Annotated in this window: 15 protein-coding genes, 1 tRNA gene and 2 riboswitches; of the genes, 8 read left to right on the plus strand and 8 right to left on the minus strand. The window is 73.4% G+C overall.

Annotated features, from left to right (window positions below):
- The first annotated feature begins 139 nt into the window (after nucleotides 1-139).
- Nucleotides 140-961 (plus strand): aminotransferase class IV, encoded by an 822-nt coding sequence (locus tag G3T38_RS03030; RefSeq protein ID WP_163770554.1) that lies wholly within the window; start codon nucleotides 140-142, stop codon nucleotides 959-961.
- A gap of 64 nt (nucleotides 962-1,025) precedes the next feature.
- Nucleotides 1,026-1,097 (plus strand) — tRNA-Val (locus G3T38_RS03035).
- 77 nt (nucleotides 1,098-1,174) lie between these two features.
- On the opposite strand, the gene G3T38_RS03040 is transcribed toward G3T38_RS03035, so the two are convergent.
- Both G3T38_RS03040 and G3T38_RS03045 read right to left on the minus strand, forming a co-directional pair.
- Nucleotides 1,175-1,438 (minus strand): hypothetical protein, encoded by a 264-nt coding sequence (locus G3T38_RS03040; RefSeq protein WP_163770555.1) that lies wholly within the window; start codon nucleotides 1,436-1,438, stop codon nucleotides 1,175-1,177.
- Nucleotides 1,435-2,055 carry a superoxide dismutase gene (locus tag G3T38_RS03045; protein WP_163770556.1) on the minus strand — a complete coding sequence of 207 codons (621 nt, stop codon included), beginning with the start codon at nucleotides 2,053-2,055 and terminating at the stop codon, nucleotides 1,435-1,437. The genes G3T38_RS03040 and G3T38_RS03045 overlap by 4 nt, the downstream gene beginning before the upstream one ends.
- A 235-nt stretch (nucleotides 2,056-2,290) precedes the next feature.
- On the opposite strand from G3T38_RS03045, the gene G3T38_RS03050 reads away from it, so the two are divergent.
- Genes G3T38_RS03050 through G3T38_RS03065 form a run of 4 tightly spaced genes read left to right on the plus strand, consistent with a single transcriptional unit; the run spans nucleotide 2,291 to nucleotide 6,285 of the window.
- Complete coding sequence (locus tag G3T38_RS03050; RefSeq protein WP_338037427.1) at nucleotides 2,291-3,433, plus strand: acyl-CoA dehydrogenase family protein; 1,143 nt, start codon at nucleotides 2,291-2,293, stop codon at nucleotides 3,431-3,433.
- Nucleotides 3,430-4,563: a 3-hydroxyisobutyryl-CoA hydrolase gene (locus G3T38_RS03055; protein ID WP_163770557.1), complete on the plus strand. Its 1,134-nt coding sequence runs from the start codon at nucleotides 3,430-3,432 to the stop codon at nucleotides 4,561-4,563. The genes G3T38_RS03050 and G3T38_RS03055 overlap by 4 nt, the downstream gene beginning before the upstream one ends.
- Before the next feature lie 7 nt (nucleotides 4,564-4,570).
- The gene (mmsB, locus tag G3T38_RS03060; protein WP_420846763.1) at nucleotides 4,571-5,509 is read left to right on the plus strand and encodes a 3-hydroxyisobutyrate dehydrogenase; all 939 of its coding nucleotides are present in this window, start codon (nucleotides 4,571-4,573) and stop codon (nucleotides 5,507-5,509) included.
- Nucleotides 5,506-6,285, plus strand: a complete 780-nt coding sequence (locus tag G3T38_RS03065) for an enoyl-CoA hydratase (protein WP_163770559.1) — start codon at nucleotides 5,506-5,508, stop codon at nucleotides 6,283-6,285. Before mmsB ends, G3T38_RS03065 begins: the two co-directional genes overlap by 4 nt.
- 97 nt (nucleotides 6,286-6,382) lie before the next feature.
- Here G3T38_RS03065 and G3T38_RS03070 read toward each other — a convergent pair whose 3' ends face one another.
- The 6 genes from G3T38_RS03070 to G3T38_RS03095 all read right to left on the minus strand — a co-directional run bounded on the left by G3T38_RS03070 (nucleotide 6,383) and on the right by G3T38_RS03095 (nucleotide 14,608).
- A complete protein-coding gene (locus G3T38_RS03070; RefSeq protein WP_206675758.1) occupies nucleotides 6,383-7,195 on the minus strand; it encodes a cupredoxin domain-containing protein in 813 nt (270 codons plus the stop codon).
- An 88-nt stretch (nucleotides 7,196-7,283) separates the two neighbouring features.
- Nucleotides 7,284-8,168: an ECF transporter S component gene (locus G3T38_RS03075; protein WP_163770560.1), complete on the minus strand. Its 885-nt coding sequence runs from the start codon at nucleotides 8,166-8,168 to the stop codon at nucleotides 7,284-7,286.
- Between the two features lie 8 nt (nucleotides 8,169-8,176).
- Nucleotides 8,177-9,775: an ABC transporter ATP-binding protein gene (locus G3T38_RS03080; protein ID WP_163770561.1), complete on the minus strand. Its 1,599-nt coding sequence runs from the start codon at nucleotides 9,773-9,775 to the stop codon at nucleotides 8,177-8,179.
- Complete coding sequence (locus tag G3T38_RS03085; RefSeq protein ID WP_163770562.1) at nucleotides 9,772-10,920, minus strand: energy-coupling factor transporter transmembrane component T; 1,149 nt, start codon at nucleotides 10,918-10,920, stop codon at nucleotides 9,772-9,774. Before G3T38_RS03085 ends, G3T38_RS03080 begins: the two co-directional genes overlap by 4 nt.
- Nucleotides 10,921-10,925: 5 nt before the next feature.
- Nucleotides 10,926-11,954 (minus strand): ABC transporter substrate-binding protein, encoded by a 1,029-nt coding sequence (locus G3T38_RS03090; RefSeq protein WP_163770563.1) that lies wholly within the window; start codon nucleotides 11,952-11,954, stop codon nucleotides 10,926-10,928.
- Entirely contained in the window at nucleotides 11,951-14,608 is a 2,658-nt protein-coding gene (locus G3T38_RS03095) for a hypothetical protein (protein WP_163770564.1), read from the minus strand. Before G3T38_RS03095 ends, G3T38_RS03090 begins: the two co-directional genes overlap by 4 nt.
- 93 nt (nucleotides 14,609-14,701) lie before the next feature.
- A riboswitch (cobalamin riboswitch) is annotated at nucleotides 14,702-14,817 on the minus strand.
- Nucleotides 14,818-14,929: 112 nt separating this feature from the next.
- A riboswitch (cobalamin riboswitch) is annotated at nucleotides 14,930-15,142 on the plus strand.
- A gap of 157 nt (nucleotides 15,143-15,299) precedes the next feature.
- On the opposite strand from G3T38_RS03095, the gene G3T38_RS03100 reads away from it, so the two are divergent.
- Both G3T38_RS03100 and G3T38_RS03105 read left to right on the plus strand, forming a co-directional pair.
- Nucleotides 15,300-16,808 carry an ABC transporter substrate-binding protein gene (locus G3T38_RS03100; protein WP_163770565.1) on the plus strand — a complete coding sequence of 503 codons (1,509 nt, stop codon included), beginning with the start codon at nucleotides 15,300-15,302 and terminating at the stop codon, nucleotides 16,806-16,808.
- Nucleotides 16,691-18,277: an ATP-binding cassette domain-containing protein gene (locus tag G3T38_RS03105; protein WP_163770566.1), complete on the plus strand. Its 1,587-nt coding sequence runs from the start codon at nucleotides 16,691-16,693 to the stop codon at nucleotides 18,275-18,277. Before G3T38_RS03100 ends, G3T38_RS03105 begins: the two co-directional genes overlap by 118 nt.
- Nucleotide 18,278 lies beyond the last annotated feature (1 nt).

Raw genomic sequence — 18,278 nt, forward strand, 5'->3', positions numbered from 1 at the left:
GCCCGGTTCGGCGTGCGTCGAGAACATTAGCGGATGCCGGGGGGCGTGCAAAATCCGGGTCACGACGGGGTGTCGTGGGGGTGGCCCCGCAGGTGTCGGGTGCCGTGAATCCCCAGGTCAGACCGCCTACCATCGGCCCATGAAGACGTGGGTGAACGGCCGCATGATCGACGATCCCGACCAGCCCGTGCTGACGGCGACCGACCACGGGGTGACCGTCGGGGACGGTGTCTTCGAGTCGATCAAGGTCGTGGACGGGCGCGCGTTCGCCCTCACGCGCCACCTCGACCGCCTCGTCTCGTCGGCGCGTGGCATCGGCCTCGACCGGGTGGACGTGGACGCCGTGCGTGCGGGCGTCGACGCCGCTCTCGCTGCCGAGCACCTGGCCTTCGGCCGCCTCCGGGTCACCGTCACGGGCGGCCCGGGCCCGCTCGGCTCGGGGCGGGGGGACGCGCCGTACTCGCTCCTCGTCTCCGCCGTCCCCATGCAGCCGCTGCCGCCGGTCACCGACATCGTCACCGTGCCGTGGACCCGCAACGAGCGCAGTGCGGTCGCGGGACTGAAGACGACGTCGTACGCCGAGAACGTCGTCGCGCTCGCCCGCGCGACCGAGCAGGGCGCGAGCGAGGCGATCTTCGCCAACACGCAGGGCCACCTCTGCGAGGGCACGGGCTCGAACGTCTTCTACGTCGTGGACGGTGAGCTGCGCACCCCCACGCTGGCGAGCGGCTGCCTCGCCGGGGTGACCCGGGCGCTCGTGCTCGCCTGGTGCGGCGCGCGCGAGGTCGACGAGCCGATCGAGGTCGCCGAGACGGCCGACGAGGTGTTCCTGGTGAGCACCACGCGGGACGTCCAGGCGGTACGGCGCTGGAACGACCGCGAGCTGCCCGCGCCCGGTCCGGTGACGGCCGAGGCCCAGCGGGTCTGGCGCGAGCGGGAAGCCGCCGACATCGACCCGTGAGGCACGGACGACCCCGATGTGAGTTCACGGGGGAGGTGCGCTAACGTATGCGACCGCACCACGCGGGCGATTGGCGCAGTGGTAGCGCGCTTCGTTCACACCGAAGAGGTCACTGGTTCGAACCCAGTATCGCCCACCGCAACGGAACCGCCCCCGACCAGCCAGCAGGCAGGTCGGGGGCGGTTCTGCGTCTCCCGTCAGGCATCGACCCGATCAGCCGTGCGGCATCTGCATCAGCCTGAGGTTGAGCTGCCCGACCACCTCGTCGAGGCTCTGGCCGGACTCGCGGGCCAGGAGCCCGAGGGCGAGCTCCGCCACGAGGAGCGCGCCGCCGGCGAGGTCGCCGCCCTCGACGAGCTGGCGGGTGAGGGTGCGGGCGCCGGCGACGTCGCCACGACCGCGGGCGGCGACGAGACCGGCGACCTGCTGCGCGGAGCCCAGCAGTCCCTCGAGCCCGGTCTCCTGTCGGGCGCTCATGCGAGGAGTCCCGGGGTCTGCGCCCGCGCGCGCTCGAACCGGTCCTGCACGTCGGCCCAGTTGGCGATGTTCCACCACTGCGCCACGAAGGTGGCCTTGTCGTTCTTGTAGTCGAGGTAGTAGGCGTGCTCCCACATGTCCAGCATGAGCAGGGGCACGAGGCACGCGGGCAGGTTGCCCTGCTGGTCGTAGAGCTGCACGACGTGGAGCCGCTCGCCGAGGACGTCCCAGGCGAGGATCGACCAGCCGGAGCCCTGGATGCCGAGGGCGTTGGCGTGGAACTGCGCACGGAACTGGTCGAAGCTCCCGAAGAACTCGTCGATGGCCTGAGCGAGCTCGCCGGTCGGCTTGTCGCCACCGTGGGGAGACATGTTCGGCCAGAAGATCGAGTGGTTCAGGTGGCCGCCCAGGTGGAACGACAGCGACTTCTCCAGGCCCGTGAGGTGCGTGAACGTGCTCGTCTCGCGCGCCTCCTCGAGCTGCTCGAGCGTCGAGTTCACGCCCTTGACGTAGGTCGCGTGGTGCTTGTCGTGGTGCAGCTCCATGATCGCCCCCGAGATGTAGGGCTCGAGTGCGCCGAAGTCGTAGGGCAGGTCGGGAAGCACGTAGTCGGACAACGGTCGCTCCTGGGTGTGGGGGTTCTCGAGACATCGCGATCCTATCGCTACTGCAAAAGACTTGCATTAACGGACCGGTGGCCCGACGCGGCCGGCTGTGCGTTCCTGCACAGCCCGCGTGCGTTGCTGGGCATTGCCACTCCTGGATGACGGCTGCCACGGTCGCACTATTAGTAGGACGTCCTAGTGTTGGACGTCCTACTGCTGATCCGACGGACCCGAGAACGGAGATGGTGTGAACCTCGACGAGGACGATCTCGCCGCGATGATCGCGGCGGTGCGGAAGTTCGCCGAGGCCGAGCTGGCGCCGTACGCCCAGGAGCGCGACGAGAAGAAGATCTTTCCCGTCGACGTGCTGCAGCGTGCGGGGGAGCTGGGTCTCGGCGGCCTCTACGTCGGCGAGGAGCACGGCGGCATCGGCCTCCCGCGGCGCGCCGCCGCGGCGGTCTTCGTCGAGCTGGCCCGCGGCGACACGGCGGTCGCGGCCTACGTGAGCATCCACAACATGGTGGCGTGGATGGTCGACACGTTCGCCACCGACGAGGTGCGGGCGGCGTGGTTGCCGGAGCTGAGCGCGATGCAGAAGCTCGCCTCCTACTGCCTCACCGAGCCCGACGCCGGGTCGGACGCCGCCGCCATCCGCACGAGCGCGCGGCGCGACGGTGACGAGTACGTGCTGCGCGGGGTGAAGCAGTTCATCTCCGGCGCGGGCTCCACCGACGCGTACCTCGTCATGGCACGCACCGGCGGACCGGACGCCCGCGGCATCTCGGCCTTCCTCGTGCCCGCCGACAGCGAGGGGCTCTCCTTCGGGGCCAACGAGCGGAAGATGGGGTGGAACGCGCAGCCCACCCGTCAGGTGGTGCTCGAGGACGTCCGCGTCCCGGCGTCGCACCGCCTCGGCGAGGAGGGCGAGGGCTTCTCCATCGCCATGCGCGGACTCAACGGCGGCCGCATCAACATCGCCGCCTGCTCCCTGGGCGGCGCGTCGTGGGCGGTCGAGCGGGCGACGGCGCACCTGCGCGAGCGGATCGCCTTCGGCAAGCCGCTGAGCGCGCAGCAGGCGCTGCAGTTCAAGCTCGCCGACATGACGACCAGCATCGAGGCGTCCCGCTGCCTGCTCGAGCGGGCGGCGACGGCGCTGGACGAGGGCAGCCCCGACGCCGTGCAGCTGTGCGCGATGGCCAAGCAGTTCGTCACGGACCAGTGCTTCGAGGCCGCGAACGCGGCCCTGCAGCTCCACGGCGGCTACGGCTACCTTGCCGAGTACGGCGTGGAGCGCGTGGTGCGGGACCTGCGCGTCCACCAGATCCTGGAAGGGACGAACGAGATCATGCGAGTCATCGTGAGCCGGGCGGCGCTGGAGGGTGCAGCGTGAGCGCCCCCGACGAGCAGGCCGAGAAGCGGGCCGAGAAGCCGGAGCAGCCCGTCGAGCCCACCGTCCTCGTCGAGCGCCGCGGGCGGGCCGGCGTGCTGACCCTCAACCGCCCGCGTGCCCTCAACGCGTTGACCCACGAGATGGTCGGGCTCCTCCACGAGGCGCTCCGGGCGTGGGTCGAGGACCCCGAGATCGAGGTCGTCGTGCTCCGTGGCGCCGGCGAGCGGGGGCTGTGCGCCGGAGGCGACATCGTGGCGATCCACCGCGACGCCACGACGGGCGGCACGGGCTCGGAGGACTTCTGGCGCGACGAGTACCACCTCAACGCGCTCATCGCCCGCTACCCCAAGCCCTACGTCGCGCTCATGGACGGCATCGTGCTCGGCGGCGGGGTGGGCGTCTCGGCGCACGCCTCGCACCGCGTGGTCACCGAGCGCACCCGCATCGGCATGCCGGAGACGGGCATCGGCTTCGTCCCCGACGTGGGCGGCACCTGGCTCCTCTCGCGCTCGCCCGGCGAGCTGGGCACGTACGTCGCGCTGACCGCCGGCCACGCCGACGGCGCGGACGCGCTGGAGCTCGGCCTGGCCGACCGCATGGTCGCCTCCAGCGACCTCGACCGGCTGGTGGAGCAGCTCGCCGACCCGTCCGCGGGGAGCATCGAGACGGTGCTCGACGCCGTCGCGGTGCCCGCCCCCGAGAGCGCGCTGACCGCCGCCCGCGCGTGGATCGACGCCGGCTTCGGCCACGACGACCCCCGCGAGATCGTCGCCGCGCTGCGCGCGCGGCCCGAGCCCGAGGCGCACGCGGCGGCCGACACCGTCGCGACGAAGTCACCGACATCGGTGGCGGTGACGCTGCGGGCCCTCCGCGCCGCACGCGCCATGGGGAGCCTGGAGGAGGCGCTGGCGCAGGAGTACCGCATCGCCCTGCGGATGCTGCGCGGCCACGACTTCCCCGAGGGGGTCCGCGCCCAGGTCATCGACAAGGACCGCTCCCCGCGGTGGGAGCCCGCCTCGCTCGACCTCCTGCAGGAGGCGGACGTCGCGTCGTACTTCGCTCCGCTCGGCGACGCCGAGCTCGCCCTCACCCGCCCGCCCTCGCCCGCGTCCGCGGGCTCCGAGGGCTGAGGAAAGGATCGCCATGACCAGCACGGACAAGCCCCGGGTCGCCTTCATCGGCCTGGGCAACATGGGCGGCCCCATGGCCGCCAACCTCGTGGGGGCCGGGTACGCCGTGACCGGCTTCGACCCGTCGCCGGCAGCCGCGAGCACCGCAGCCGAGGCCGGGGTCACGCTCGCCGGTTCCGCCTCCGCCGCGGCGCAGGACGCCCAGGTCGTCATCACCATGCTCCCGAGCGGGAAGCACGTGCTCGACGTCTACGAGGGGCGCAGCGGTGACGCCCCGGTGCTCGCCGCGGCGGCCCCGGGCGCGCTGCTCGTCGACTGCTCGACCATCGCCGTCGACGACGCGCGCGCCGCGGCCGACGCCGCCCGCGCGGCCGGTCACCGGGCCGTCGACGCGCCCGTCTCCGGCGGTGTCGGCGGAGCCACGGCCGGCACCCTGACCTTCATGGTCGGTGCGGCCGACGCGGACCTCGAGGCCGTCCGCGCCGTGCTCGAGCCGATGGCGGGCCGCGTCGTCCACTGCGGTGACAGCGGTGCGGGCCAGGCCGCGAAGATCTGCAACAACATGATCCTCGGCATCTCGATGATCGCCGTCTCGGAGGCCTTCGTGCTCGGCGAGCGGCTGGGCCTCACCCACCAGGCGCTCTTCGACGTGGCGTCGACCGCCTCGGGCCAGTGCTGGTCGCTCACCACGAACTGCCCCGTCCCCGGACCGGTGCCGACCAGCCCCGCCAACCGCGACTACGCGCCCGGCTTCGCCTCGCCCCTGATGGCCAAGGACCTGGGGCTGGCGATGACGGCCGCCGAGACCACCCACACCGGCACGCGGATGGGCGAGCTCGCCGCGGCGATCTACCGCGAGTTCGCCTCCGGCGACGGGGCGGCACTCGACTTCTCCGCCATCATCGGCGCCATCCGGGACGAGCAGAACGAGGGAGCGGCATCATGAGCGCGACGTACGAGAACATCACCGTCCGCCGCGAGGGTCGCGTCGGCGTCATCACCCTCGACCGGCCCGAGGCGCTCAACGCCCTCAACCTCGCCCTCGGCGCGGAGGTCGTGGCCGCCGCCGAGGAGATGGACGCCGACCGCGGCATCGGCGCCATCGTGCTGACCGGCTCGGAGCGGGCGTTCGCCGCCGGCGCCGACATCAAGGAGATGGCGTCCCGCGGGTACGCCGACGTGGCGCTGGAGGACTTCTTCTCCACGTGGGACCGGTTCGCCGCCCTGCGCACGCCGACGATCGCCGCCGTGTCCGGCTACGCGCTCGGCGGCGGCTGCGAGGTCGCCATGATGTGCGACCTCCTCATCGCTGCGGAGTCGGCGAAGTTCGGGCAGCCCGAGATCACGCTCGGCACCATCCCCGGCATCGGGGGCTCCCAGCGCCTCACGCGCGCCATCGGCAAGGCGAAGGCCATGGACCTCGTCCTCACCGGACGCATGATGGACGTGACCGAGGCGGAGCGCTCCGGCCTCGTCTCGCGCGTCGTGCCGACCGCGGAGCTCCTCGACGTGGCGATGGAGACCGCCACGACGATCGCGTCGATGTCGCTGCCCGCGGCGTACGCGGCGAAGGAGGCCGTCGCCGAGGCCTTCGAGACGACGCTGACGGCCGGGGTGCGGTTCGAGCGCCGCACGTTCCACGCGACGTTCGCGCTCGCCGACCGGGCGGAGGGCATGGCGGCGTTCGTCGAGAAGCGTCGTCCGGACTTCACGCACTCCTGACGGGCAGCAGGGGCAGCCGCCCCCCGCCGCAGCGGCTGCCACTGCGGGAGAGCGCGCCGTGGGGCACGAGCCGCGAGGCCCGTGCCCCACGGACGGTTCACGGCACCACGGTGAGGGTGGCCGAGGTGGTTGTCGTCCCCTTCGCGCCGGTGGCGCGGAGGTGGTAGGTGAAGGTCCCGGTCGCGGTCGGCGTGATGGTCGCGGTGCCGGAGGTCGCCTTGGCTCCGCTCCAGATGCCGCCGCCGCTGGGGGTGACGCCCTGCGCGAGGACCGACGTGGCGTTCTGAGTGGACCAGGTGAGCGTGGTGGACGAGCCGAGGGTGATGGTGCGGTCGAGGTCGTCGACCTGGAGGGCAGCGCGCGTGGCGCCTGCGTCGGCTGCGGGGTTGAGCGGTGTGACGCCGGGTGCGGGGTTGGTGCTGCCGGCGGAGAAGGACCAGCCCTCGAAGCCGCCGGGGATGACCTTCCGGTTGCCGGCGCCGTAGCTGGAGTACGTCCAGGACGTGCCGGTGCCGTTCGCGTGCCAGTAGCTCCAGTACGACCCGGACGGGCTCGTGTCGGCGGCGGCGGGGCGGTTCTCGATCTTGGTGATGAACCCGAGGCCGTAGGTCGGGTGGCCGGTGAGGGCGAAGCCCGCGTCCTGGAGGGCTTTGACCCCGGTCCGGTCGCCGCCGGCGGGGTTGGGGGAGCAACGGGTGATCGTCGGAGCAGCACCGCCGCCGTTGCCGTTCAGGGTCTGGAAGTCGACCACGATCGTCGTGCCGGTGGTGGCGTCGGCGCCGGTGCAGACCCCGGCGTACCCCAGGCTGTTGTCCAGCGCGGTGGCCGTCGGTGCGGCGCCGACCAGCGTGAGGGCCGGTGCCGCCAGGGTGACGACCGCGAGCGCGGTGCGGAGCAGGACTCTTCTCATCGAGTTCTCCTTGGGGAGGTTCGCCCCGCCCGAGCGGCGCGGAGCACGGTGCGGCACGTGTTGCCGCACCGGGTCTGGGGTCCGCCGTTCAGGACGGTTCGGGACGCGTCGTGCGCCTCTCCTCGTCGAACACGGGGGTCTCGTCGAACGCGGCCTTCGTGGCGGCGCGGCGCAGGGTGGCCAGCAGCGCGGGTCCGACGACGAGGAGGGCGAGGGTGTTGGTGATCGCTCGCCCGGTGTCCCACCCGAACGTCGACGTCAGCAGGGTGAAGACGACGAAGCGGTGGAGGTTCTCGAGCACCGGTGCGCCGGGGACGTAGGAGATCGATCCGTCGTGATGGCCCACCTCGACTCCGGTGACGAAGGGCCAGAACCACAGGTTCATGAGGAACCCGAAGACGTAGGCCACCGCGATGCCGTAGGCCACGAGCATGGCGATCTCCCGTCTGCCGGTGACGCGACGGGGAAGCAGCCCGGCGCCCATTCCGATCCAGGCCGAGCAGAGCATCTGGAAGGGCAGCCACGGACCGACCCCGGCGGTGAGCAGCGCGGAGGCGAAGAGGGACGTGCAACCCAGCACGAACCCGAACCCAGGCCCGAAGACTCGGCCGCCGAGGATGAGCATGAAGAAGACGGTCTCGATGCCGGCGGTACCGGCGCCCAGTGGCCGGAGGGCCGCGTTGATCGCGGAGAGGACGGCGAGCATGGCCAGGGCCTTCGCGTCCATGCCGCCTTCGGTGAGCTCGGCGAGAACGACGGCGATGATGATCGGCAGGATCCCGAGGAAGACGAAGGGCGCGTCGGGGCCGTGCTGGCGCGACTGCGGCTCCACAGCGACGAGCAGGGGCCAGAGGAACATCAGGAGACCGGCGATCGAGGCCAGCGTCAGCACCAGCGCGGAGCGCGGCGTGACGCGCACACCGCCGCGGGGCGGCAGCGCGGCGTGGCCCGTGGGATCCGAGGGGTTGGACATCCGACGCATCACGCCACTCCGAGCGCGGTGCGCACCTGGTCGACGGTCAGCCAGGGGGACCCGAGCACCTTGGCGACCTGGGGGGCGAAGGCGGGGGAGCCGGCGATCGCGTCGGCCACCGGGGCGTCGGTGACGATCTCGCCCTCCGCCATGACCACCACGCGGTCGGCGACACCGGCGACGAACTCGACGTCGTGCGTCGCGATCACGACGCTGCGCCCGGTGGCAGCGAGGGCGCGCACGGTCCGGGTGAGCTCACGCTTGGCGAGGTAGTCGAGACCGCGGGTCGGTTCGTCGAGGAGCACCACCCGTGGGGAGGCGCTCAGCTGGACGGCGAGCACCAGCGCGAGCTTCTGACCCTCGGAGAGGTCGCGGGGGTGCGCCTCGTCCCGGATGCCGGGTGCGAAGGCGTCGAGGAGGGTGCGGCAGCTCCCGGGAGGGCTGTCCGACTCGACGTCGCCCGCGGCGCACTCGGCGTCGACGCTCTCCAGGTAGAGCAGGTCCGCCGCGTCCTGCGGCACCAGTCCGACGAGCCGGCGAGCCTGGCTCCTGGTCAGGCGCTGGGGGTCGTGGCCACCCGCCCCGACGCTGCCGCCGTGGCGGGGGCCGGAGCCCTGCAGCGCCCACAACAGCGAGGACTTGCCCGATCCGTTGCGTCCCATCAGCGCGGTGACCTCACCTGCCGCGAGGGTCAGGTCGACCTCGCGGACGGCGACCTTGGGGCCGTAGCGGACCACCACCCCGCGAGCTTCCAACGTGGCGGGGGCCTCTGTGTCGGTCGCAGCCGGTGGCGGCGGGATCAGGCCGTCCCGCCAGGTGGAGGCTCGCCGGCGGGCGTCGCGCACGGACAGTGGCAGGGGGTCCCACCCGGCGAGCCGGCCGAGCTCGACGATGGGGGGCGCGATGCTGGTGCGTCGCAGCTGGGTGGCGGGCTCGCCGTCGGTGACGGTTCCGTCTGCCTCCACGAACAGGAGCCGGTCGATGAACGGTACGACGCGCTCCATGCGGTGCTCGGCGAGCAGCACGGTCGTGCCGAGGTCGGTGACGAGCCGGGCGATCGTCGCCAGCACGTCCTCGGCGGCCGTGGGGTCGAGGGCGGAGGTGGGCTCGTCGAGCACCAGGACTCGTGGGTGTGCGGTGAGGACGGAACCGATCGCGACCCGCTGCTGCTGTCCGCCGGAGAGCTGCCGCAGCGCGCGGCGGCGCAACCCGGCGATCCCGAGGAGATCGAGCGTCTCCTCGACCCGGCGTCGCATGACCTGGGGATCGACACCCAGCTGCTCCATGCTGTAGGCGAGCTCCTCCTCGACGGTGTCCGTGACGAACCCGGCCAGCGGGTTCTGGCGCACGACTCCCACGAGGTGGGCGAACTCCCGGGGTGGGCGGGAGGAGGTCGCGACGCCGTCCACGCTGACGCGGCCCTCGAGGCGTCCACCCGTGAAGTGGGGGACCAGGCCGTTCACGGCACCGAGGAGGGTCGACTTGCCGGCGCCGGTGCGCCCGGCGCACAGGACGAGCTCGCCCTCGCCGATCGTGAGGTGGACGTCCCGCAGCGCGGGCTCGCTGCGCCGGGGGTAGGTCACGGTGACGTGCTCGAACCGGATCATGAGGACCTCGCAGGGATCGGGGCGTCGTCGGGCATGTCGTCGAGGCCGACGTGCGGTGGTGCGGGGGGCGGCGTCGCGATCGCGGGCAGGAGGCCCACGAGGATCGCGAGCACGGGGGGCCAGGCCAGCAACGGCCACGAAAGAGTCGTCAGGGACGGGTTCAGGTTGGTCGGATCGACGCTGGAGGTGCGGAACATCGCGACCGCGACCGCGATCCCCGAGAGGGCGGTGGCGAGCTCGGCTGCGCGCCATCGATCGGGGCGGTACTGGCTCCGTTCCACGCGTCGACCCGCGACGACGAATCCTGCGACCGCGAGCCCGAGGCCGGCGAGCAGCATCGGGGTGGCCAGCAGTGCCGGTGTCGTGCCGTCCAACGTGGAGTAGACCCCGACGCACACCCCGACGAGTCCGGTCGCCATCAGCGTGCCGGTGATCCTCCGCGAGGCGCGGCTGGGTGAACCGGTACGACCGTAGCCGCGCGAGTCCATCGAGGCCGCGAGGGTCAGGGACCGGTCGAGGGCGTCCTCGAGCACCGGCACCACGATCGAGCGGAGCACCTCGAACCGCGAGCCTCCCGTGCCGCGCAGGGCCCGGGCGCGGCGTACCCGCTGGGTGCTCTCGGCCAGCTGTGGGAAGACGGCGAGGGCGACGGTGACGGTGGTGCCGATCTCGTAGAGCGCCGACGGCATCGACTTCAGGAGCCGCTTCGGGTTGGCCAGGGCGTTGGCGGCCCCGACGCAGATCACCATCGTGGCGAGCCGCATGCCGTCGTAGAGTCCGCCGAGCACGGACTCCGCCGACACGTCACCGAACAGCCGGATGCCTGCAGCCCACACGGGCAGGGGGATCTCGGGCAGGCGCAGGATGATCGTCGTGCCTTCGGCGCCGCCGAAGACGAACCGGAAGAACACCCGGATCGCGATGATCGTCAGCCCGAGGTAGACGTACATCCGGAACGCGAGCGCCCACGGCGCGTCGCTGCGCCGGCTGACGACGACGTGCACGACCACGGCTGTCACGAGCAGCAGCAGCCACGGGTTGGTGGTGCGGCTCGCGGCGACGGCCAGGCCGAGTGCCCAGACCCACCATGCGAGCGGGTGCAGGTCACGGGGGAGGAGGTTCCCCGCCAGCTGAGACCCGACCATCCCGGTCACGTGCGGCGCGCGCGCCGCCGCGCCGCCGTGATGCCTGCCCCGACGAGCAGGAGCAGGACGAGTCCCGCGGTCGCCCAGGGTGCGTACCGGCTGGCCCCCGACTGCTCGCGGATCACGTCGTCGACGTCGCGCGCCTCGTCGCCGCCGGTGAAGACGACGTTGTCGCTGGGGTCCTGCGTGGTCTGGCCCCGGGGGAGCGGCGCGGGCAGCGCCCCTCCCGCTGAGCCGTCGGCCTCGCCTCCGGGACCACCGGACCCCCCGGTCGTGCCGCCACCGGGACCACCACCGGCGCTCCCGGAACCGCTCCCCGGCGCTGCACCGGAGGAGGTATCGCCGAAGCCGCCACCTGAGCCGGCCGCACCGCTCGAGCCACCGGGGTCGACGCCCGGCTGCTGCTCTGCGGGGTCGGTCGAGGTCGGCGGAGGCTCGGGGTCGGTCGTGCACCGCTGACCGGTGGTGCCCGGCCGAACCGGCGCGATCCGCGGCACGGGGTTGGAGTCGGCGGACGCGTTGAGGGAGAACGACCAACCCTCGAAGCCGCCGCGCAGGAACGAGCGGTTCTTGACGCCCCACTGGGAGTAGCTCCAGCTGCAGTTGTTGCCCGCGTGCCAGTACGACCAGTAGGCACCGGCAGGTGGGGTGTCGAGACAGGCCTCGCGGTAGTCCGGACGGCCGTCCACAGCGACGGCCTCGTTGGCCGCGGGTCGGTTCTCGATGCGGCAGATGAAGGCCTCGCCCCAGCGCTGGACACCGGCGATCTGGAAGCCGGCCCCCTTGAGCGCGTCGAGCCCGGTGCCGTCGGTCGCGCCCGGGAAGCAGCGCACGATGGTCGTGCCGCCGAGCTCCTGGAAGTCGACGACGACCGTCACGCCGCGGTCATCGGTGCAGAAGCCGGGTGTCCCCTTCGAGTGGTCGATGGCGGACGCCGTCTCGAGGAGCCCGACCACCGCCGGCGGCGGTGCCGTCGCCGGCACCGCAGTGAGGACGACCGCGACGACGAGAGCCAGGGGGAGGAGCCGCCTCATGCCGCGTCCTGGGACGCTCGGCCGGTCGGACGGCGGAGGGTCACGACGGCGGCGCCGATCCCGACACCGAGGAGGAGGAACCCGGCAGGGAGGGCGACCGTGAGCCAGGCGGAGGCCTGGCCGTCGGTCGCGCCGGCCGGCGCGGGGGCGAGTGCGTCAGCAGACGGGGTGCGTGCGTGGACCGGTGCCGTGGCCCCCTGCAACCAGCTCCGGCCGGACAGCACCGGTGCCGCGGCGATCGAGGTCGCGAGGTCACCGACGAGCTGCCGGTCGTCGGCGCCGATGCCGCCCGACGGCAGCTGCATCTGGGCCAGCGTGGTCCCGCTCGAGGCAGCGCCCCACCCGACAGCCACGAGTCCGGCCGCGGCGCGCGCGCTGGCCAGGCGGTCCACCCCGCCGTCCGTGACGACGACGCCGTGCCTGTTGACAGCGGCGAGGAGCGCACGCGCAGGAGCGTCGTCGTCCTGCTGGCTCCCCTCTCCTGGGGAGCCGTCGATGAAGCTGTCGTCGTCGACGACCTGGTGCTGGACGCCGTCCTCACCGGTCACGGTGAGGTGCTCGACCTCGACCGGCGCCACCGCCGCCGCGACGATCGCGGCCGCGGCGGTCGCGGCCAGGTCGTCGGTGCACTGTCCGTCCCCGGAGAGCCGGGCGCGGCTGGACCCGTCGGGGCAGCGTGCCTCGGTCATGCGCTCGGCGACGGCGCTCGCGCGAGCCTCCTGGTCGACTGCTCTCAGGGCGAGCGAGACCCACGCCTGCCGGGTGACGCCGTCGAGCGCGTCGGCCTGGATGCCGACATCGGTGACGGTGCCGCCGTCGACGAGGCCGGCCAGCTCCTCGCCGAGCGCGGCGACCCGGGCGTCCCGCTCGGCGTCGGGCCCGGCGGTGCCGGCCGCGAGCCGGCCGACGAGGACCAGCTTGGCGAGGGGCTCGGCGTACGCCGCCCGACCAGCCTCGTACGGCGCACCGTGGGCGTAGGCCGCGATCGAGGCGGGGTGGAGGAGGAACGCGGTGGCCCGGTCGCGTGCGGCCGGCTCCTCGCCGAGCGAGACGAGCGCGAGCACCAGCTCGGCGGTGCTGTCGTAGTCCACGTACGTCGTGCCGTCGACCACGACCTCGACGTGGTCCCCGTCGACGAGCATGGTGGCGAGGTACGCCGCGAGCCGCGCGCGCGGTCCGTCGGCGACGGACGTGACGGGTGCCTGGGCAGCAGGCGGCGTGACAGGGCGTGGCGACCCGGGGCCGCCGGATCCGCTGGAGCTCCCGGGTCGAGTGGCCTCGCGCGGTGGCGCGGGCTGGCCGGCCGCGGGGCCGGGATCGGTGGTGGTGCCTGCTCCGGGCGTCGTCGGGGCGGCCGACGGAGGTGTCGTTCCGGGGCCGGTCGGGCCGGGGTCGGTCGGCTCGCCCGTCGGGTCGGTGGGTCGTACCGGTCCCGTCGCGGGCACGGTCCGGGTCACGAGCTCGCGGAAGCTGGTGCCGGACAGCCCGAGGGTGGCCTGCGCGCTGGCGCGGATCCAGCGGTCGCGCCCGCCGAGCGTGCCGCTCCGGCGGGCCTGCTGGTACTCCTCCGGGTTGTAGGCGATCGCACCGATCTCGTTGCGCAGGCTCGAGGTGCCGTTGCGCTCGGCGGTGACCTGGGCGGACAGGATGAACTCGCGCCCGCGCTGGAGGATCGTGTCGTCACCGTCGGCAGCCGCGAGTGCCTGGAGGATGAGGCCGGTGCTGTTGGTGTTGGCGCTCTCGGTGCCGACGCCACCGCCCCAGCCGCCGCCCGCCGTCTGGATGTCCTCGATCCACGCAACGGTGCGGTCGATGGGTGCCTGCAGGTCGGGGACGCCGGCGTCCTGCGCGGCGAGCAGCGCCGACAGCGCCATCGCGGTGGCGTCGCCGTCGGGCGAGGCCCCTCCGGCTGCGTCGAGCTCGTCGCAGGTGCGGCCCTGCCAGTCGGGGAAGATGAGGAAGTAGCCGTCCGAGCACTGCATGCGCAGCAGTGCGTCGGTGAGGGCCTCGCCGTAGGTGGTGTCCCCGTCCCAGATGTCGCCGATGGCCCAGGTGCCGGAGAAGGCGATGATGGCGAGGGACTGCCCGAAGGCGTTCTCGACGTCGAAGTCGTGCCGTGACCAGTCCTCGCTGTACATGGAGTCGTGGACCATGCCCGGGTGCCGGGTGAGCCCGGCGTCGACCATCCAGGGCTGCGCGACCACGTTCTTGAGGTCGTTGATCAGCAGGCGCTCGTTGAAGTAGTACTCGTCGAAGAGCTCGCTGTAGGCGCCTGCGGCCTCGGCGAGGACCAGCGTCTTGGCCAGGGCTCCCGCATCGACGCGGTCGTTGACGCCGAAGTCGACGTAGGACTGGCTCATGCCCCAGTACTCGTACCCGCGGGCGTCCAGCGCCGCCGTGAGCGGCTCTGCCACGTCCGGTCGGCCGACGGCGTACATCGCCAGGGCGGCATCGATGGTGAGCCCGAAGTCGGGGTTTCCCGGCGAGAGCGGGTTGTCGTAGAGGTGGTCGTCGGACAGCTCGCCGTCGAGCCACTGCACCGCGGCCTCGCCCGAGCTGCGGTAGGCCTGGCTGGGCCAGGCGACGAGGGTCACGAGGGCGCCGATCAGGATCAGCAGGGCGGCTCCGGCCGCGGCGTGGCGTGGTGTCTTCACCGGGTGTGCTCCTTGCGCGTCCCGAAGAAGCACCCACCCGGCGCCGAGCCGCGGCGCCAGGGGCACGTCCCCCTGCAGTGCGCGACAGTGGTCGTTGGTTCGACGTCCCCGGCTGGTGACCCGACTCGTCAGGAGAGCTCCTGACCCACGGTTGCGCGACAGTGCCGGATTTCGACCGGCTTCCCCGGCGCGGGGACGGTATGGAGTTGTGAGGCGCGGTGAGCGTACGGCGAGGTCGGCCGATCAGCCAATCCCGTGCGACCCACGCCACACGCCGGGCCCGGCGTCACGCGGGGCGGTCGCCGTCTAGGGTGGCGTCGCTGGTTCGCCCCGGCAGCCGGTCGGTGGCGAGGCAAGAGGGAACCCGGTGTGAGTCCGGGACTGCCCCGCAGCGGTGAGTGGGAACGACCGCCGTCACGAAGCACTGGGTCCGTGCGGGCCTGGGAAGCGACGGCCAGTAGGTCCGGCCACCCGTCCTCGGACGGGAGCCGGTCGCCCGCGAGTCCGAAGACCTGCCAGCTCCCGTGGGTGCGACGTCCGCGGTGGTCGGATGCCTCGAGGGCGGGCTCCACGACATGTTCGGTGGCTGGCGGCCTGGTACGCCGCGGCCCGGGTGCGTCCGTCCTCCTCGGTCCTGGCTGCTCGGGGGCGCGTGTCTGCGGTCAACCCGCACCCGAGCCGAAGGTCCATCGTGAACCGCACTCCCTCTGCGCCCGCAGCGGCGCTCGTCGTCGCCGCCGCGTTCCTCACCGCCTGCTCGCCGGGCGGCTCGTCGGCCTCCGACGACGCCTCGGGCGACGACCGTCTCCGCTTTGCCTACGCCTTCACCCCGACGACGGCGTTGTCGCCGTACTCCGACGACGCCACCACGGCGTACGCGGCGGGCGCGACCGAGACGCTCGTGCGCCTCGACCCGGCCGGTCTGCCCGAGCCCGCCCTGGCGACCGCGTGGGAGCAGGTCGACCCGACGACGTGGCGCTTCGAGATCCGCCCCGACGTCGTCTTCCACGACGGCACGCCCCTGACCGGCGAGACCGTGGCTGCGGCGCTGGACGCCGCCGCGGCGGCCGAGCCCGCCCCCCGCGCGCTCGCCGGCAGCAGCATCGACGCCACGGCGGAGGAGGGACCGAACGGCGACGTCGTCGTGGTCACCACCGCCGCGCCCGACCCGGTGCTGGTCCAGCGACTGACCTCCCCGGAGCTCGTGGTGCTCGCACCGTCCGCCTACGCGGACCCGACGCGCCCGACGCCGGTGGGCACCGGCACCGGTCCCTACGAGATCACCGACACCGACCTCACGACCCAGATGACGCTGGAGGCGAACCCCGACTACTGGGACGGTGCGCCCGCGATGGACGGTGTCGACGTCACGTTCGTCGGGGATGCCGGCGCCCGGCTCCAGGCCTTCCGGTCCGACCAGGTCGACCTCGCCCAGGCCCTGCCCGCCGCGCAGCTGGACCAGATCGCCGACGACGAGCTCCTCGCCGTACCGCTTCCCCGGACGGTGAGCCTGCACCTCACCCAGACCTCCGACGTGCTCGGGGACCCCGGGCAGCGGGAGCTGGTGCGTGCGGCCGTGGCGGAGCTCGACCTGGCCGGCACGATCTATGCCGGACGCGCCGAGCCCGCGGGCGGGCTGTTCAACGCCGCGGTGTCGGCGTGGGCGGCCGACCGTGAAGCGGCGACGTACCCGGCGGCCGCCACGGCAGCGTCCTCGACGCCGATCAGGCTGGCGACGTTCACCGACCGGCCCGAGCTGCCGGAGATGGCGACGGCGATCGCCGACGCGCTGCGGGCGGTCGGGTTCGACGTGGAGGTCGTGGCGCGCCCCTACGACGAGATGGAGACCGACTACCTCGACGGGACCTACGACCTGGTGATCATGAGCCGTTCCTACGGCCAGGACACCGCCGACCCGGTCGGCTACCTGCAGGCGGACTTCGGGTGCGACGGCACCTACAACATCAGCCGGTCCTGCGATGCGACGCTCGACGCCGAGCTCGCCGCGGCGCAGCTGGTGGCCGACCCCGACGAGCGGGCTGCCGCAGCGGTGGCGGTGGAGCAGCAGGTGCTCGGCGACGTGTGGGCCGTGCCCCTCGTGCACGACGCCACGCAGTTCGGCGTCCAGGGCGTGACCGGTCTCGCGAGCGATCCGTTCGAGCGCGCGGTCGTCACCAGCACGACGAGCGTCGACCGCTGACCCTCGCCCTCGCCCGGTGGGAGGGCGTCCGCCTGCGACGGCGGTCGGACGCCTCCCTGGTCCTCGGCCCGCTCGACCTGGCCGTCGAGCCGGGGGAGCGGGTCGCGCTCGTCGGCCCCTCGGGCGCGGGCAAGACGCTGACGGCCCGCCTCGCCTGCCTGCCGCCGCCCGCAGACCTGCGGCTCGAGGGCACGGTCGCCGTCGACGGTCGGACGGGACTGCTCGCCCAGGAGTCCGCCACCGCGCTCGACCCCGGGACCACCGTCGGACACCAGCTCGGGCTGGTGGCCCGCACACGGGCCTCGGACCGCGGCGCGGCGCGGCGTGCCGTGGCGGCGGTGCTCGACGAGCTCGGGCTCGACCCGGCGGTGGCCCGGCGCCACCCGACCGTGCTGTCGGGAGGGCAACGGCAGCGGGTGGCGCTTGCACTCGCGCTCCTGGCGGAGCCCGAGCTCCTCGTCGCCGACGAGCCGACCTCGGCCCTCGATCCGGTGACCGCCGCCGAGGTCGTCGCGACCGTACGGCGCGCGCTCGACTCCCGACGCACCGCGCTGCTGCTCGTCACCCATGACCCCGCTGTGGCCGCCGGACTGTGCGAGCGCGTCGTGCGGCTCGCGGACGGTCAGGTGCACGACGGCCTCGGACCCGAGGTCGGGCACGAGGGGATGCAGGCTCCCCACGTGCCCCGCGTGCCGGGGGAGCCGGTGCTCACCTGGTCGGCTGTGTCGCGTACCTGGCGCGCCCCGGCGCGCGGGGGCGGGCGCGGGCGCAGCACGACCGTCGGCGTCCGCGACCTCTCGCTCGAGGTGCGCTCCGGTGAGCACGTGGCCGTGCTCGGCGCCTCCGGCGCCGGCAAGTCGACCCTCGTGCGGCTCGCCGCCGGCCGTGACCGCCCCACGGTGGGCAGCGTGCGGGTCGTCGCGCGAGCCGGGCGGGCGCCGGCGCTGCAGTCCGTGCCGCAGGACGCCGGCGGGTCCTTGACGCCGTGGCGCACGGTGCGCCAGCTGCTCGTCGAGGCGCTCCGCGTCGACCACCCGGACGCCACCGATCTCGAGGAAGCCCGACTGGCCGACCTGCTCGGCGTCGTCCACCTCGGGGCCGACCTCCTCGACCGCCGCCCGGCCACGCTCTCCGGCGGTCAACGGCAGCGGGTCGCCATCGCACGGGCGCTCGCCGCCGGACCTCGGGTCCTGCTGGGGGACGAGATGCTCAGCGCGCTCGACGCCCCGACGCGCGGCGCAGTCGCGGACGCCGTGCGGGCACACGCCGACGCCGCGGGCGCGACGCTCGTCGTCTGCACCCACGACCTGGACGTCGCTGCGCGACTGGCCGCGCGGATCGTCGTGCTCGGGGACGGCAGGATCGTGGACGACGGCCCGGTCGCACTGCTGGGCGCGTACGACGCAGGATCCCCGGCACTGCGGGCTCTGCGCGAGGCGTCCGGGCACCGCGTGGGTGCGCTCCGGTGAG

Origin of the sequence: Nocardioides zeae, from assembly GCF_010686755.1 — a bacterium.
Classification (GTDB): Bacteria; Actinomycetota; Actinomycetes; order Propionibacteriales; family Nocardioidaceae; genus Nocardioides; species Nocardioides zeae.

Coding starts and splice junctions, on each gene's coding strand:
- G3T38_RS03090 (WP_163770563.1), bottom strand. CDS start 11,954: ATGAGGCGGCTCCTCCCCCTGGCTCTCGTCGTCGCGGTCGTCCTCACT.
- G3T38_RS03065 (WP_163770559.1), top strand. CDS start 5,506: ATGAGCGCGACGTACGAGAACATCACCGTCCGCCGCGAGGGTCGCGTC.
- G3T38_RS03075 (WP_163770560.1), bottom strand. CDS start 8,168: ATGTCCAACCCCTCGGATCCCACGGGCCACGCCGCGCTGCCGCCCCGC.
- G3T38_RS03085 (WP_163770562.1), bottom strand. CDS start 10,920: ATGGTCGGGTCTCAGCTGGCGGGGAACCTCCTCCCCCGTGACCTGCAC.
- G3T38_RS03030 (WP_163770554.1), top strand. CDS start 140: ATGAAGACGTGGGTGAACGGCCGCATGATCGACGATCCCGACCAGCCC.
- G3T38_RS03070 (WP_206675758.1), bottom strand. CDS start 7,195: ATGAGAAGAGTCCTGCTCCGCACCGCGCTCGCGGTCGTCACCCTGGCG.
- G3T38_RS03040 (WP_163770555.1), bottom strand. CDS start 1,438: ATGAGCGCCCGACAGGAGACCGGGCTCGAGGGACTGCTGGGCTCCGCG.
- G3T38_RS03080 (WP_163770561.1), bottom strand. CDS start 9,775: ATGATCCGGTTCGAGCACGTCACCGTGACCTACCCCCGGCGCAGCGAG.